Origin of the sequence: Kitasatospora saccharophila (assembly GCF_039529925.1) — a bacterium.
GTDB classification, from domain to species: domain Bacteria; phylum Actinomycetota; class Actinomycetes; order Streptomycetales; family Streptomycetaceae; genus Kitasatospora; species Kitasatospora saccharophila.
On sequence record NZ_BAAANS010000009.1, the window covers coordinates 91663 to 107467 of the forward strand.

Sequence of the window (15805 nt, forward strand, 5' to 3'; positions counted from 1 at the left end):
GCCGGCGGCTCCGAGCGCGGCAGCGGGCTCAGCTCGCGACGGCGGCCTTCAGCGCGTCGGCGCGGTCGGTGCGCTCCCAGGTGAAGTCCGGCAGCTCGCGGCCGAAGTGGCCGTACGCGGCGGTCTGCTGGTAGATCGGGCGCAGCAGGTCGAGGTCGCGGATGATGGCGGCCGGGCGGAGGTCGAAGACCCGGGTGACGGCGTCCTGGATCTTCGTGACCGGGACGGTCTCGGTGCCGAAGGTCTCGACGAACAGGCCGACCGGCTCGGCCTTGCCGATCGCGTAGGCGACCTGGACCTCGGCGCGGCTGGCCAGGCCCGCGGCGACGATGTTCTTGGCGACCCAGCGCATCGCGTAGGCGGCGGAGCGGTCGACCTTGGACGGGTCCTTGCCGGAGAAGGCGCCGCCGCCGTGGCGGGCCATGCCGCCGTAGGTGTCGATGATGATCTTGCGTCCGGTCAGGCCGGCGTCGCCCATCGGGCCGCCGATCTCGAACCGGCCGGTCGGGTTGACCAGCAGCCGGTAGCCCTCGGTGACCAGCTTGATGCCCTCGTCGGCGAGCGCCTTGAGCTCGGGCTCGACCACGAACTCGCGGATGTCGGGGGTGAGCAGCGAGTCCAGGTCGATGTCGCTGGCGTGCTGCGAGGAGACCACCACGGTGTCCAGGCGCACGGCGCGGTCGCCGTCGTACTCGATGGTGACCTGGGTCTTGCCGTCGGGGCGCAGGTACGGGATGGTCCCGTTCTTGCGGACCTCGGTCAGGCGGCGGGAGAGCCGGTGCGCGAGGGTGATCGGCAGCGGCATCAGCTCGGGGGTGTCGTCGCAGGCGTAGCCGAACATCAGGCCCTGGTCGCCGGCGCCCTGGCGGTCCAGCTCGTCCTCGACGTCGCCCTCGACCCGGTGCTCGTGGGCGGTGTCCACGCCCTGCGCGATGTCCGGGGACTGCGAGCCGATCGACACCGACACGCCGCAGGAGGCGCCGTCGAAGCCCTTCTTGGACGAGTCGTAGCCGATCTCCAGGATCTTCTCCCGGACCAGCTGCGCGATCGGCGCGTACGCCTTGGTGGTGACCTCGCCGGCGATGTGCACCAGGCCGGTGGTGATCAGGGTCTCCACGGCGACGCGGGAGGTCGGGTCGTCCTTGAGGAGGGCGTCCAGGATGGTGTCGCTGATCTGGTCAGCGATCTTGTCGGGGTGTCCCTCGGTGACGGACTCCGAGGTGAACAGGCGGCGAGACACAGCGCTCCCTGGGGTTGCAGCGGCTGCTGACTGAATGCGCTCGGAAGTCCCGAGGCATCCGGAAAGACTTGATTCCTGGAGTGGAGTGTAACGGTCGGCTACCGATCGTGGGTGCTCCGTACGAAGGTCTGTCGTGTCCGGGACGCGAATCACACCGTGCGGATCTTCGCCGGTCAGCCCGGGTCGCCGTCGGACCGACCGGCCGGCGGGAGCCAACTACCGGGGCGACCAGGGGTGTTGCCCGGGTTAACGCTCCGTTTCCGGCTCCGCGCGGGGCAGCCGGGCGGCGACCTGGTCCCAGATCGCGTCGGCCAGGATCTCCTTCGGACTGTCCGCGATGTGGACCTCGGAACCGTCGGCTCCGATCAGCACGGCGCTGTTGGTGTCCTGGCCGAACGCCTTGCCGTCGCCGACCTCGTTGACCACCAGCAGGTCGCAGCCCTTGCGGGCGAGCTTGGCCCGGCCGTGCGCGAGGACGTCGTCGGTCTCGGCGGCGAAGCCGACCACCACCTGTCCCCCGCGGGCCCGGTCGGCCGACACCTCGGCCAGCACGTCGGGGTTGCGGACCAGCGCGATCGGCGCGGGCTCGACCCCGTCCACCTTCTTGATCTTGCCGGTGGCGTACTCGGCGGGGCGGAAGTCGGCGACGGCGGCGGCCATCACCACCGCGTCGGCGTCCTCGGCGGCCCGCAGCACCGCCTCGCGCAGCTGCATCGCGGTGCCGACCCGGACCACGTCCGCCCCGGCCGGGTCGGGCAGCGCGGTGTTCGCCGCGACCAGGGTGACCCGGGCGCCGCGGGCCAGCGCGGTGGCGGCCAGCGCGTACCCCTGCTTGCCGGAGGAGCGGTTGCCGAGGAAGCGCACCGGGTCGAGCGGCTCGCGGGTGCCGCCCGCCGAGACCACCACGTGACGGCCCGTCAGGTCCCGCTCCAGGCCGCCGCGCACCAGCACCCGGCGGCAGGCCGCGAAGATCTCGGCCGGGTCGGGCAGCCGGCCCTTGCCGGTGTCGACGCCGGTGAGCCGGCCCACCGCGGGCTCGATCACGATCGCGCCGCGCCGCCGCAGCGTGGCGACGTTCTCCTGGGTGGCGGGGTGCTCCCACATCTCGGTGTGCATGGCGGGCGCGAACACCACCGGGCAGCGCGCGGTCAGCAGGGTGTTGGTCAGCAGGTCGTCGGCCAGGCCGTGGGCGGCCTTCGCCAGCAGGTCCGCGGTGGCCGGGGCGACCACCACCAGGTCCGCCTGCTGCCCGATCCGCACGTGCGGGACCTCGTGCACCCGCTCCCAGGTCTCGGTCGCCGCCGGCCGCCCGGACAGCGCCGCCCAGGTCGCCTCGCCGACGAAGTGCAGCGCCGCCGCGGTCGGCACCACCGTCACCTCGTGCCCGGACTCGCTGAACCTCCGCAGCAGTTCGCAGGCCTTGTAGGCGGCGATCCCGCCGCTCACCCCGAGGACCACACGGGACGCGTTCATGACGGTCGGCTCTCCTTGTTGCGACGGGCCGTGACGGGCTGCGACGGACTCGGGCCCACCTTACGACCCCCCGCCGGACGGCTGCGACGTGTCGCCGGGCACACGGCCGCAGGGCCCGCCCCGGTGCCGGGAACGGCATCGGAACGGGCCCTGCGGGTGGTACCGGGGCTCAGGCGCCCTCGACCGCCTCGGCGGTGAGCAGGCCGGCGTTGATCTCGCGCAGCGCGATCGACAGCGGCTTCTCGTGCACGTGGGTGTCGACCAGCGGGCCGACGTACTCCAGCAGGCCCTCGCCCAGCTGCGAGTAGTACGCGTTGATCTGGCGGGCGCGCTTGGCCGCGTAGATCACCAGGCTGTACTTGGAGTCGGTGGCCTCGAGCAGCTCGTCGATCGGCGGGTTGATGATGCCCTCGGGCGCGGTCATCGAAGAGGACACGCTGAACCTTCCGAAGTGGTTTACAGGTATCGGCTGGGTGCAACCGATCCGGTCAGGCTACACCGAGCAAGGCTAGCAGTTCGGCCGCTACCTGCTCGACGGAGGTGTTGACGAGCGTCGTGTCGAACTCCGCCTCCGCCGCCAGCTCGACCTTCGCCGCGGCGAGCCGCTCGTCGATCACGTCCTGCGACTCGGTGCCCCGGCCGGTGAGCCGGCGCACCAGCTCCTCCCAGCTCGGCGGGGCCAGGAAGACCAGCTGCGCCTCGGGCATGGACTCCTTGACCTGCCGGGCCCCCTGGAGGTCGATCTCCAGCAGCACCGGCTCGCCCTTGTCCAGCTTGTCGAGCACCGCCTGCCGCGGCGTCCCGTACCGGTTCCCGGCGAAGACCGCCCACTCCAGCAGCTCGCCGTTGGCCACCAGCTTGTCGAACTGCTCGTGGTCGACGAAGTGGTACTGCACGCCGTCGCGCTCACCCGGGCGCGGGTGCCGGGTCGTCGCCGACACCGACAGCCAGACCTCGGGGAACTGCTTCCTCATATGAGCGACGACCGTGCTCTTGCCGACCCCGGAGGGGCCGGAGAGCACGGTCAGCCGCGGACGCTCACTCATGTACCGATTATCCCGGATCGCGGACGTTCCGCCGACACCGGCCTCCGATCAAGAGGCGGCGCCGCCGAACTCCCGCTCCAGGGAGGCGATCTGGTTCGTGCCGAGGCCGCGCACGCGACGGCTCTCGGAGATGCCGAGGCGCTCCATGATCTGCTTGGCGCGCACCTTGCCGACACCCGGCAGGGACTCCAGCAGGGCGGAGACCTTCATCTTGCCGATGACCTCGTCGTCGGACTTGCCGGCCTTGATGACGTCGTGCAGCGAGGCGCCCGAGTGCTTCAGCCGGTTCTTGACGTCGGCACGCTTCCGGCGAGCCTCGGCGGCCTTGGCGAGCGCGGCGGTGCGCTGTTCGGGAGTAAGGGGCGGAAGAGCCACGCCGTTCACCTCAGGTGTGGATGGAAGGGATGAGCCATGACTTGGTGGTGCCGGGACACCACAGGTCTCTGACCTGCGGAGGTGGCCGTGACCACCGCCAACTGGCGTCCTACCGCCGGACACTACCCAACTTGGGCCGCCGCGTCAGGAAAAGAACACGAAAAGTCCAGGTCAGCAGGGGCCGACCTGGGAGTTTTCCGGTCAAATCAACCGAGTTGGCGCCCCGATACTCATCGGTTTGTGACGGCCCTCACATCGTCGACGAACACCTGCGCGGCCTGCCGGAGGGCCTGCACCGAGGGCCCGTGCTTCAGCACGTCACGGCTCACCGAGGGCACCACGTTGCGGACTTGGTCGCCGAAGACCCGCGGCAGGTCGGCCGCGGTGGCGCCCTGCGCGCCCACCCCGGGGGCCAGCAGCGGGCCGTTGATCGCCAGGTCCACCCCCGCGTCGGCGAGCGTCGCGCCGACCACCGCGCCGAACGAGCCCAGCGGTTCGGCGCCGGAGTTCTCCGCCGCCAGCCGCCCCAGCACGGCCTGCGCCACGCTCCGCCCGTCCGCGCCGACGGCCCGCTGCACCTCGTGCCCCTCCGGGTTCGAGGTCAGCGCCAGCGCGAACAGCCCGCAGCCGTTCGCGTGCGCCAGGTCGACGGCCGGCTGCAGCGAGCCGAAGCCGAGGTACGGGCTGACGGTCAGCGCGTCGGAGAACAGCGGGCTGTCCGGCGACAGGAACGCCTCCGCGTAGGCCGCCATGGTCGAGCCGATGTCGCCGCGCTTGGCGTCCATCAGCACCAGCGCCCCGGCCTCCCGCGCCTCGGCCACCGAGCGCTCCAGCACGGCCACGCCGCGGCTGCCGAACCGCTCGAAGAACGCGGACTGCGGCTTGAGCACCGCGACCCGGTCCGCCAGCGCCTCGACCACGGTGCGCGAGAAGGTCTCCAGGCCCGCCAGGTCGTCGTTCAGGCCCCAGGCGGTGAGCAGCGCGGCGTGCGGGTCGATGCCGACGCAGAGCTGGCCCCGGGTGTCGAGGGCGGTCCGCAGGCGGGTGCCGAAGGGCGTGCTGTCAGTCATCTACTGTCTTCCGTCTTCCGTCGTGGTGGTGCGGTGGGCGAGCCCCACCGCGTCGGTGTGGGCGGCGAAGCCGCGGGCGGCGAGTTCCGCGCGCAGTTCGTCCAGGATCCGCAGCGGCGCCGTCGGGTCGCGCAGCAGCTCGGAGCCGACCGCGACGCCGGACGCGCCGGCCAGGGTGAATTCGAGGGCGTCCCGGCCGGTGCGCACCCCGCCCATGGCGAGGATCGGCACCGCGGGCATCCGCCCGGCCCGCATCGCGGCGTGCACCTGGAAGACGCAGTGCACCGCGATCGGGCGCAGCGCGGGCCCGGACAGGCCGCCGTAGCCGCCGGGGGCGCCCAGCGCCGGACGGCGGGCGTCCAGGTCGATGGCCATGCCCCGGGCGGTGTTGACCATGGACAGGCCGTCGGCGCCGGCCGCCGCGCAGGCGGCGGCGACCTCGGTGATGGTGCCGGTGTCGGGGGCGAGCTTGGCGTACACGGGCAGCTCGGGCGCGACCGCCTTCACGGCGGCGACCACGTCGTGGCTGACCGCCGGGTTGGCGGCGAACAGCAGGCCCCGGTCGGCGGCGCCGGGCGCGGACAGGTTCAGCTCCAGGCCGCGCACCCCGTCCCGGCCCGCCAGCCGGGCCGCCAGCCCGGTGAAGTCCTCCAGCCGGTGCCCGCCGATCGACACCACGGTGCGCACCCCGCGCTCGGCCAGCCAGGGCAGCTCGCGCCGCAGGAACCCGTCGATGCCCGGCTGCTGGCCGCCCACGGCGTTCAGCAGCCCGCCCGGCACCGCGACGATCCGCGGCCCCGGCAGCCCGGCCCCGGCCCGCGGCAGCACGGTGCGGGTGGTCAGCGTCCCCAGCTGGTCCAGCGGCACGAACCGCGCCAGCTCCCGCCCGAACCCGGCGCACCCGGCGGCCGTGGACAGCGGATTGGGCACCGTCCCGCTCCCCAACGGCGCGGTGAGGTCCACCTCCTGACGCCCCGTCACGCGACCTCCCCCGCCCCGGCCGCCCCGGTCCCGCCGTCCGGGCGCCGCTCCCCCGGCCCGCGCCCGGCTGCGGGAACCGCCCGGCGCCCGGCGCCCCGGGTCCGTCCGGCCCGGTCCCCGTCCTCCTGCGGCGCGCTCACTGCCCCGCCCCTTCCACGTCCGCCGGTACGGTGCCCAGTCCGCTCCAGCGGACCCGGGCGCCGTCGAACACCGGTCCCTCGGTGCAGGCGCGCACCAGCCGGCTGACGCCGTCGGCGTCGCGCACCGGCAGCACGCAGCCCAGGCACAGGCCGGTGCCGCAGGGCAGGTCGGCGCCCACCGCCGTCCAGCTGCGCACCCCGCGCGCGGTCGCGGCGGCCACTGCGGCGGCGCTGAGCGCCGGGGTGGCGGCGGTGTACAGCAGGTCGGCGTCGAGGGCGGCGAGGGCCTGGCCGACCAGGGCGGCGGGGTCGTCGCCGAGCGGGAGCCCGGCGCTGCCGTCGGCGGTGAGCAGCAGCACGTCGGCGGTGAGCGCGCGGGCCGCGTCGACGCCGTACAGGCGCCCGGCGGTGGCCGCGGCGAGCACGAAGGCGACCTGGCTCCCGGCGGCGAGGAGCTGTTCGGCGAGGGCCGGCAGCGGCCCGGCCTGGGTGTCCTCGCCGAGCAGCAGGGCGCAGGCGGGGGCGTCGGGCTGCGGGTAGGGGGTGCCGAGCGGGACGATCAGGTCGAGGACGGGCGGCGGGTCGGCGGGCAGCAGCAGGTCGAGCGCGTCCCCGTCGGCGCGCAGCACGGGCACCGCGCGGCGCAGCACCTCGACGCTGCCCCCGGGGGCGGCGAGGGCGGCGAAGTGCCCGGGCCGGAACCGGGCCGCGGCCGTCGCGCACCGCACGGTGACCCGCCGGCCGGGCCCGTCGGCCCGGGTGCCGACCACCTCGGCCCGGACCACCACCGGATTGGCCATCCCCGCCGCTCCCTTCCTCCACGCCTGCCGCCGCAGCGGTCGTCCTCGTCCGGCCCTCCGCCCGCCGCCGCTCCCCCGAGGCTCCTGCGCTCAGGGGCCCGCGGCCGACCCGACGGGCCACCCCTCGTCGCCCCCGCGGGCCGGCGGCTCAGCGGTTGCCCTTGCCCACCGCTTCCCCGATGCTCGCGTACCCCGCGGCCCGCAGCCGGGCCGACAGGCCCTTGTGGACCTTGCGCATCCAGAACGGCCCCTCGTAGATGAACGCGGAGTAGCCCTGGACGAGGTCGGCGCCGGCCAGGATCCGCTGCCAGGCGTCCTCGGCGGTCTCGATGCCGCCGACCGAGACGATGGCGAGGCGGCCGTCGGTGCGCTTGCGCAGCCGCTCCAGCACCTCCAGGGAGCGGGCCTTGAGCGGGGCGCCGGAGAGGCCGCCCATGCCGATCTCCTCGATCCGGGCGGCGGGGGTGCGCAGGCCCTCGCGGCCGATGGTGGTGTTGGTGGCGATGATGCCGTCGAGGCCGAGGTGCAGGGCCATGTCGGCGATCTCGTCGATGTCCTCGTCGGCGAGGTCGGGGGCGATCTTCACCAGCAGCGGGACGTGGTGGTTGGTGACCTCGTCGGCGGCCTTGCGGACGTCCCAGAGCAGCGGGCCGAGCACCTGGACGGCCTGCAGGTTGCGCAGTCCGGGGGTGTTCGGCGAGGAGACGTTGACGACCAGGTAGTCGGCGTGGGGCGCCAGCGCCTTCGCGCTCTTCAGGTAGTCGGCGGTCGCCTCGTCCTCCGGCACGACCTTGGTCTTGCCGATGTTGACGCCGAGGACGGGGGTGTTGCTGGTGTGCGGGCGGGCGGCGAGGCGGGTGGCGACCCGGGCGGAGCCCTGGTTGTTGAAGCCCATCCGGTTGATCAGGGCGCGGTCCTCGACGAGCCGGAACAGCCGGGGGGCGGGGTTGCCGGGCTGCGGCTCGCCGGTGACGGTGCCGATCTCGACGTAGTCGAAGCCGAGCATCGACAGGCCGTCGATGCCGATGCCGTTCTTGTCGAAGCCCGCGCCGAGGCCGAACGGGCCGGGCAGGTCGAGGCCGAGCGCGGTGGTGCGCAGCCGGGGGTCGCGCGGGGCGAGCACGGCGCGCACCAGGGAGCGCAGGCCGGGCACCGAGGCGGCCAGCCGGATCCAGAAGAACGCCAGGTGGTGGGCCTTCTCCGGGTCCATCTTCTTGAAGACCAGGTTGAACAGGAGCTTGTACATCGCGCGGGCGACCCTCCGTGAGCCGTAAGCCGTAAGCCGTGCCGGGACATGGACGTGGGGGGCACCCGGCAACCGGACCGGCGTGCCCCCCACGGTTTCGGCCTAGTTGCGGCCGGAGTTGATCAGCGCCGCGTGCTCCTGCAGCGACATCACGCCGATCTCGCCGCGCCGCAGCTCGGCGATGCCCTGGACGGCCGCGCCCATCGCCTGCACGGTGGTCAGGCAGGGCACGCCCCGGGAGACCGCGGCGGTGCGGATCTCGTAGCCGTCGAGGCGGCCGCCGGTGCCGTACGGGGTGTTGATGATCAGGTCGACCCCGCCCTCGTGGATGAGCTGGACGATGGTCTTCTCGCCGTCCGGGCCCTCGCCGTCGGAGTGCTTGCGCACCACGGTGGCGGGGATGCCGCCGCGCTGCAGCACCTCGGCGGTGCCGGTGGTGGCGAGCAGTTCGAAGCCGAGCTCGACCAGCGCGCGGGCCGGGAAGACCAGGTTGCGCTTGTCGCGGTTGGCGACCGAGACGAACACCTTGCCCTTGGTGGGCAGGGCGCCGTACGCGCCGGCCTGGGACTTGGCGTACGCGGTGCCGAAGACCCGGTCGATGCCCATGACCTCGCCGGTGGAGCGCATCTCCGGGCCGAGCACGGTGTCGACGCCGCGGCCGTGCACGTCGCGGAAGCGCGACCACGGCATCACGGCCTCCTTGACCGAGATCGGCGCGTCGGCGGGCAGCGTGCCGCCGTCGCCCTCGCGCGGCAGCAGGCCCTCGGCGCGCAGTTCGGCGACGGTGGCGCCGAGCGAGATCCGGGCGGCGGCCTTGGCCAGCGGGACGGCGGTGGCCTTGGAGGTGAACGGCACGGTGCGGGAGGCGCGCGGGTTGGCCTCCAGCACGTAGAGGATGTCGCCGGACAGCGCGAACTGGATGTTGATCAGGCCGCGCACGCCGACGCCCTTGGCGATGCCCTCGGTGGCCGAGCGCAGCCGCTTGATGTCGTACCCGCCGAGGGTGATCGGGGGCAGCGCGCAGGCGGAGTCGCCGGAGTGGATGCCGGCCTCCTCGATGTGCTCCATGACGCCGCCGAGGTACAGCTCCTCGCCGTCGTACAGGGCGTCGACGTCGATCTCGACGGCGTCGTCGAGGAAGCGGTCGATCAGCACGGGGTGCTCGGAGATCAGGCCGGCGTGCCGCTCCAGGTAGGAGGCGAGCGAGGGCTCGTCGTAGACGATCTCCATGCCGCGGCCGCCGAGCACGTAGGACGGGCGGGCCAGCACGGGGTAGCCGATCTCGTCGGCGATCGCCTTGGCCTCCTCGAAGGAGAACGCGGTGCCGTGCTTGGGGGCGGGCAGTCCGGCGTCGCGCAGGACGCGGCCGAACGCGCCGCGCTCCTCGGCGAGGTGGATCGCCTCCGGCGGGGTGCCGACGATCGGCACGCCGTTGTCCTTGAGCGCCTGGGCCAGGCCGAGCGGGGTCTGGCCGCCGAGCTGGACGATCACGCCGGCCAGCGGTCCGGCCTGCTGCTCGGCGTGGACGATCTCCAGCACGTCCTCCAGGGTGAGCGGCTCGAAGTAGAGCCGGTCGGAGGTGTCGTAGTCGGTGGAGACGGTCTCCGGGTTGCAGTTGACCATGACGGTCTCGTACCCGGCGTCGGCGAGCGCGAAGGAGGCGTGCACGCAGGAGTAGTCGAACTCGATGCCCTGGCCGATCCGGTTCGGGCCGGAGCCCAGGATGATCACGGCGGGCTTGGTGCGCGGGGCGACCTCGCTCTCCTCGTCGTAGGACGAGTAGAAGTACGGGGTCTTGGCGGCGAACTCGGCGGCGCAGGTGTCGACGGTCTTGAACACCGGGCGGATGCCCAGCGCGTGCCGCACCTCGCGGACCACGTCGGCCTTCAGGCCGCGGATCTCGCCGATCTGCTGGTCGGAGAAGCCGTGCCGCTTGGCGTGGCGCAGCAGCTCGGGGTCGAGCTCGGCGCCCTCGCCCAGCTCGACGGCGATCTCGTTGATCAGGAAGAGCTGGTCGACGAACCACGGGTCGATCTTGGTGGACTCGAACACCTCCTCCGGGGTGGCGCCGGCCCGGATCGCCTGCATGACGGTGTTGATCCGGCCGTCGGTCGGAACGACGGCCTTCGCCAGCAGCTCGGTCTTGTCGCCGGTCTCGCCGACCCAGGTGAACTGGGAGCCCTTCTTCTCCAGCGAGCGCAGCGCCTTGTTCAGCGCCTCGGGGAAGTTGCGGCCCATCGCCATGGCCTCGCCCACCGACTTCATGGTGGTGGTCAGCGTGGCGTCGGCGGACGGGAACTTCTCGAACGCGAACCGCGGCACCTTGACGACGACGTAGTCGAGGGTCGGCTCGAAGGAGGCCGGGGTCTGCTCGGTGATGTCGTTGGGGATCTCGTCCAGCGTGTAGCCGACGGCGAGCTTCGCGGCGATCTTGGCGATCGGGAAGCCGGTGGCCTTGGAGGCCAGCGCGGAGGAGCGCGAGACGCGCGGGTTCATCTCGATGACGATGACCCGGCCGTCCTCGGGGTTGACCGCGAACTGGATGTTGCAGCCGCCGGTGTCGACGCCGACCTCGCGGATCACGGCGATGCCGATGTCGCGCAGCACCTGGTACTCGCGGTCGGTGAGGGTCATCGCCGGGGCGACGGTGATCGAGTCACCGGTGTGCACGCCCATCGGGTCGAAGTTCTCGATCGAGCAGACGACGACCACGTTGTCGTGCTTGTCGCGCATCAGCTCCAGCTCGTACTCCTTCCAGCCGAGGATGGACTCCTCCAGGAGCACCTCGGTGGTCGGCGAGAGCGCCAGGCCCTGCCCGGCGATCCGGCGCAGGTCCTCCTCGTCGTGCGCGAAGCCGGAGCCGGCGCCGCCCATGGTGAAGGAGGGGCGGACCACGACCGGGTAGCCGCCGAGGGTGTCGACGCCGGCGAGGACGTCCTCCATCGAGTGGCAGATCACCGAGCGGGCGGACTCGCCGTACCCGATCTTGGCGTTGACGGCCTCGACGACGCCCTTGAAGAGCTCGCGGTCCTCGCCCTTGTTGATGGCGTCGACGTCGGCGCCGATCAGCTCGACGTCGTACTTCTCCAGCGTGCCGGCCTTGTGCAGGGAGATCGCGGTGTTCAGCGCGGTCTGGCCGCCGAGGGTCGGCAGCAGCGCGTCGGGGCGCTCCTTGGCGATGATCTTCTCGACGAACTCGGGGGTGATCGGCTCGACGTAGGTGGCGTCGGCGATCTCCGGGTCGGTCATGATGGTCGCCGGGTTGGAGTTGACCAGGATGACCCGCAGCCCCTCGGCCTTGAGCACCCGGCAGGCCTGCGTGCCCGAGTAGTCGAACTCCGCCGCCTGGCCGATGACGATCGGGCCGGAGCCGATGACCAGAACGGACTTGATGTCGGTGCGCTTAGGCACGCTGGCCCTCCATAAGGCTCACACTGTGCTTGCTGTCGTCTCGCATGAGCTCGACGAACCGGTCGAAGAGGTAGGCGGCGTCGTGCGGGCCGGCTGCCGCTTCGGGGTGGTACTGCACGCTGAAGGCGGGGATGTCGAGTGCCTGCAGGCCCTCGACCACGTCGTCGTTGAGGCAGACGTGGGAGACCTCGACCCGCCCGAAGGGGGTGTCGCTCACCTGGTCCAGCGGCGCGTTCACGGCGAAGCCGTGGTTGTGGGCGGTCACCTCGACCTTGCCGGTGGTGCGGTCCTGCACCGGCTGGTTGATGCCGCGGTGGCCGTACTTGAGCTTGTAGGTGCCGAAGCCGAGGGCCCGGCCCAGCAGCTGGTTGCCGAAGCAGATGCCGAAGAACGGGGTCTTCTTCGCCAGCACGCCGCGCAGCACCTCGACCTGGCGGTCGGCGGTGGCCGGGTCGCCCGGGCCGTTGGAGAAGAACACGCCGTCGGGCCGGACGGCGTAGATGTCCTCGACGGTGGAGTTGGCGGGCAGCACGTGCACCTCGATGCCGCGCTCGGCCATCCGCTGCGGGGTCATGCCCTTGATGCCCAGGTCGAGGGCGGCGACGGTGAACTTCTTCTCGCCGATCGCCGGGACGACGTAGGTCTCCTTGGTGGCGACCTCGGCGCACAGGTCGGCGCCCTTCATCTCCGGGGCCTGCTGCACCTTGGCGAGCAGCTCGGCCTGGTCGGCGACGGCCGGGCCGGAGAAGATGCCGACCCGCATCGCGCCGCGCTCGCGCAGGTGGCGGGTGAGCGCGCGGGTGTCGATGCCGCTGATGCCGACGACGCCCTGGCGCTCCAGCTCCTCGTCCAGCGAGCGCTTCGAGCGCCAGTTGGAGGCGACCCGGGCGGGGTCGCGGACCACGTAGCCGGACACCCAGATCTGCTGCGACTCGTCGTCCTCGTCGTTCCAGCCGGTGTTGCCGATCTGCGGGGCGGTCATCACGACCACCTGGCGGTGGTACGACGGGTCGGTCAGGGTCTCCTGGTAGCCGGACATGCCGGTGTTGAAGACCGCCTCGCCGAAGGTCTCGCCGACCGCGCCGTACGCCTGGCCGCGGAAGGTCCGGCCGTCCTCCAGGACGAGCACGGCGGGCACGCGCTCCCGCCTGGTGCGCTGCGTGGTGGGGGCAGGTGCGGTCATGTGGCGGCCTCTTCCGTCTTCATCGTCTTCGTACGTGTCACTAGTGCCTCGACGGCCTCGACCCAGTCCTCGTGCGCGTCGGCGGCGTCCAGCCGGAAGCCGCTCTCCAGCGCGCGCGGCCCGTGCGTCCAGCCGACCACCAGCAGCCCGCTCGGCACGACCTTGCCGGCGATGCCGGAGTCGGTGCGGGCGCCGGTGAGCGCGGCGGCGGGGATCCACAGGTCGGCCTCGCCGGGGCGGCGGGCCAGCAGGCCCCGCTCGGTGAGGGTCAGTTCGGCGAGGCTGCGCGTTCCCAGGCCGTGCGCGACGACCCGGTCCAGCCAGTTCCCCGCGGTGGTGGAACCGTGGTAGCGGCCGGGCGCCGTCAGCAGCGCCGGGCCGGTCTCCGCGGGCACCGCGGGCAGTTCCGGCAGGTCGGACTGGAGGGTGCGCCGCCAGTTCCAGCCCTGCCGCATCAGCCAGTACACCAGCGCGATCAGGACCAGCAGGCCCACCGTCGCGCCGACGTACCCGGGCCAGTCGGTGACGTGGCCCTTCTCGGTGGCGAGCCGCATCAGCGCTCGACCAGTTCGCCGGCGAGCACGGTGGCCTCGCCGCGCAGGAAGGTGGCGTGCACCCGTCCGGGCAGGTCCATGCCCCGGTACGGGCTGTTGCGGGAGCGGGTCGCGAAGGTGTCGGGGTTCACCACTCCACGGTACGCGGGATCGAACAGCACCAGGTTGGCAGGCTCGCCCACCGAGATCGGCCGTCCGTGCCCGGCCAGCCGGCCGATCCGGGCCGGGCGGTGCGACATCCGGTCCGCGACGCCCTCCCAGTTCAGCAGGCCGGTGTCGACCATGGTCTGCTGCACGACCGACAGCGCGGTCTCCAGGCCGACCATGCCCATCGCGGCGACCGCCCACTCGCAGTCCTTGTCCTCCGCGGGGTGCGGGGCGTGGTCGGTGGCGACGGCGTCGATGGTGCCGTCGGCCAGCGCGCGGCGCAGCGCCTCGACGTCCTCGGCGGTGCGCAGCGGCGGGTTGACCTTGTAGACCGGGTCGTAGCTGCGGACCAGTTCGTCGGTGAGCAGCAGGTGGTGCGGGGTGACCTCGGCGGTGACGTCCCAGCCCTTGCTCTTGGCCCAGCGGACGATCTCGACCGAGCCGGCGGTGGAGAGGTGGCAGATGTGCACCCGGGAGCCGACGTGCGCGGCGAGCAGCACGTCCCGGGCGATGATCGACTCCTCGGCGACGGCGGGCCAGCCGCCGAGGCCGAGCTCGCCGGAGACCAGGCCCTCGTTCATCTGGGCGCCGGCGGTCAGCCGGGGCTCCTGGGCGTGCTGGGCGACGACGCCGTCGAACGCCTTCACGTACTCCAGCGCGCGGCGCATGATCACCGCGTCGTCCACGCACTTGCCGTCGTCGGAGAAGACCCGCACCCCGGCGGCGGAGTCGTGCATCGCGCCGAGCTCGGCGAGCTGCTTGCCCTCCAGGCCGACGGTGACGGCGCCGACCGGCTGCACGTCGCAGTAGCCGGACTCGCGGCCCAGCCGCCAGACCTGCTCGACCACGCCGGCGCTGTCGGCGACCGGGAAGGTGTTGGCCATCGCGTGCACGGCGGTGTAGCCGCCCATCGCGGCGGCCCGGGTGCCGGTGAGGACGGTCTCGGCGTCCTCCCGGCCGGGCTCGCGCAGGTGGGTGTGCAGGTCGACCAGGCCGGGCAGGGCGATCAGGCCGTGCGCGTCGATGTCGATGTCGGCCTGGACGTCGAGGTCCTCGCCGATCGCGGCGAAGACGCCGTCGACGACGTGGATGTCCTGGGGGGCGCCGCCGAGGATCTGGGCGTTGCGGATCAGGTAGGTGGTCACTGGGCGGCCTCCGGGAGTTCGGTGGTGCGGGGGGCGTCGGCGGGGGCGTCGGCGAAGACCGCGCCGCCGAGCAGCAGGTAGAGCACGGCCATCCGGACGGACACGCCGTTGGCGACCTGCTCGACCACGGTGCAGCGCGGGGAGTCGGCGACCTCGGCGGTGATCTCCATGCCGCGGACCATCGGACCGGGGTGCATGACGACGGCGTGCTCGGGCAGCTTGGCCAGCCGGGTGCCGTCCAGGCCGTAGCGCCGGGAGTACTCGCGCTCGGTGGGGAAGAAGGCGGCGCTCATCCGCTCGCGCTGGACCCGCAGCATCATCACCGCGTCGACCTTGGGCAGCACGCTGTCGAGGTCGTAGGAGACCTCGCAGGGCCAGGTCTCGATGCCGATCGGCAGCAGGGTCGGCGGGGCGACGAAGACCACCTCGGCGCCGAGCGTGGTCAGCAGGTGCACGTTGGAGCGGGCGACCCGGCTGTGCAGGATGTCGCCGACGATGGCGACCCGGCGGCCGGCCAGGTCGCGCCCGGTGCCGGGGTTGAGGTGGCGACGCAGGGTGAAGGCGTCCAGCAGGGCCTGGGTGGGGTGCTCGTGGGTGCCGTCGCCGGCGTTGATCACCGAGCCGTGCAGCCAGTCCGAGCCGGCCAGCCGGGCGGGCGCGCCGGAGGCGTGGTGCCGGATGACCACGGCGTCGGCGCCCATCGCCTGCAGGGTCAGCGCGGTGTCCTTGAGGCTCTCGCCCTTGGAGACCGAGGAGCCCTTGGCGGAGAAGTTGATGACGTCCGCGGAGAGCCGCTTCTCGGCGACCTCGAAGGAGGTCTTGGTGCGGGTGGAGTCCTCGAAGAACAGGTTGACGACGGTGCGGCCGCGCAGCGTGGGCAGCTTCTTGACGGCCCGTCCGGAGAACTGGGAGAGCTCCTCGGCGGTGTCCAGGATCAGCAGGGCGTCGTCGCGGCCGAGGTCGGCGGTGGAGACGAGGTGGCGCTTCACGCGGT

The 15805-nt window shown here is 72.7% G+C and carries 14 protein-coding genes; all 14 read right to left on the reverse strand.

The window, feature by feature from the left end:
• Nucleotides 1-28: 28 nt before the first annotated feature.
• Nucleotides 29-1240 (reverse strand): methionine adenosyltransferase, encoded by a 1212-nt coding sequence (gene metK, locus ABD345_RS09045; protein ID WP_344551419.1) that lies wholly within the window; start codon nucleotides 1238-1240, stop codon nucleotides 29-31.
• A 246-nt stretch (nucleotides 1241-1486) separates the two neighbouring features.
• A complete protein-coding gene (coaBC, locus tag ABD345_RS09050; RefSeq protein ID WP_344551420.1) occupies nucleotides 1487-2713 on the reverse strand; it encodes a bifunctional phosphopantothenoylcysteine decarboxylase/phosphopantothenate--cysteine ligase CoaBC in 1227 nt (408 codons plus the stop codon).
• A gap of 169 nt (nucleotides 2714-2882) precedes the next feature.
• Nucleotides 2883-3149, reverse strand: coding sequence for a DNA-directed RNA polymerase subunit omega (rpoZ, locus tag ABD345_RS09055; protein WP_030459184.1), 267 nt, complete (start codon nucleotides 3147-3149; stop codon nucleotides 2883-2885).
• 52 nt (nucleotides 3150-3201) lie between these two features.
• Nucleotides 3202-3759, reverse strand: a complete 558-nt coding sequence (gmk, locus tag ABD345_RS09060; protein ID WP_014134532.1) for a guanylate kinase — start codon at nucleotides 3757-3759, stop codon at nucleotides 3202-3204.
• A 48-nt stretch (nucleotides 3760-3807) separates the two neighbouring features.
• Complete coding sequence (gene mihF, locus ABD345_RS09065) at nucleotides 3808-4134, reverse strand: integration host factor, actinobacterial type (RefSeq protein WP_030459182.1); 327 nt, start codon at nucleotides 4132-4134, stop codon at nucleotides 3808-3810.
• Nucleotides 4135-4364: 230 nt separating this feature from the next.
• A complete protein-coding gene (pyrF, locus tag ABD345_RS09070) occupies nucleotides 4365-5204 on the reverse strand; it encodes an orotidine-5'-phosphate decarboxylase (RefSeq protein WP_344551421.1) in 840 nt (279 codons plus the stop codon).
• Complete coding sequence (locus ABD345_RS09075) at nucleotides 5205-6185, reverse strand: dihydroorotate dehydrogenase (protein ID WP_344551422.1); 981 nt, start codon at nucleotides 6183-6185, stop codon at nucleotides 5205-5207.
• A gap of 136 nt (nucleotides 6186-6321) precedes the next feature.
• Entirely contained in the window at nucleotides 6322-7125 is an 804-nt protein-coding gene (locus tag ABD345_RS09080; protein WP_344551423.1) for an iron-sulfur cluster-binding protein, read from the reverse strand.
• A gap of 148 nt (nucleotides 7126-7273) precedes the next feature.
• Nucleotides 7274-8371, reverse strand: a complete 1098-nt coding sequence (locus ABD345_RS09085) for a quinone-dependent dihydroorotate dehydrogenase (RefSeq protein WP_344551424.1) — start codon at nucleotides 8369-8371, stop codon at nucleotides 7274-7276.
• A gap of 102 nt (nucleotides 8372-8473) precedes the next feature.
• Nucleotides 8474-11782, reverse strand: coding sequence for a carbamoyl-phosphate synthase large subunit (carB, locus tag ABD345_RS09090; RefSeq protein ID WP_344551425.1), 3309 nt, complete (start codon nucleotides 11780-11782; stop codon nucleotides 8474-8476).
• Nucleotides 11775-12965, reverse strand: coding sequence for a glutamine-hydrolyzing carbamoyl-phosphate synthase small subunit (carA, locus tag ABD345_RS09095; RefSeq protein ID WP_344551426.1), 1191 nt, complete (start codon nucleotides 12963-12965; stop codon nucleotides 11775-11777). The genes carB and carA overlap by 8 nt, the downstream gene beginning before the upstream one ends.
• On the reverse strand, nucleotides 12962-13519 hold the full coding sequence (locus tag ABD345_RS09100; RefSeq protein ID WP_344551427.1) for a PH-like domain-containing protein: 558 nt from the start codon (nucleotides 13517-13519) through the stop codon (nucleotides 12962-12964). Before ABD345_RS09100 ends, carA begins: the two co-directional genes overlap by 4 nt.
• On the reverse strand, nucleotides 13519-14811 hold the full coding sequence (locus ABD345_RS09105; protein WP_344551428.1) for a dihydroorotase: 1293 nt from the start codon (nucleotides 14809-14811) through the stop codon (nucleotides 13519-13521). The genes ABD345_RS09100 and ABD345_RS09105 overlap by 1 nt, the downstream gene beginning before the upstream one ends.
• On the reverse strand, nucleotides 14808-15800 hold the full coding sequence (locus ABD345_RS09110; RefSeq protein WP_344551429.1) for an aspartate carbamoyltransferase catalytic subunit: 993 nt from the start codon (nucleotides 15798-15800) through the stop codon (nucleotides 14808-14810). Before ABD345_RS09110 ends, ABD345_RS09105 begins: the two co-directional genes overlap by 4 nt.
• Nucleotides 15801-15805 lie beyond the last annotated feature (5 nt).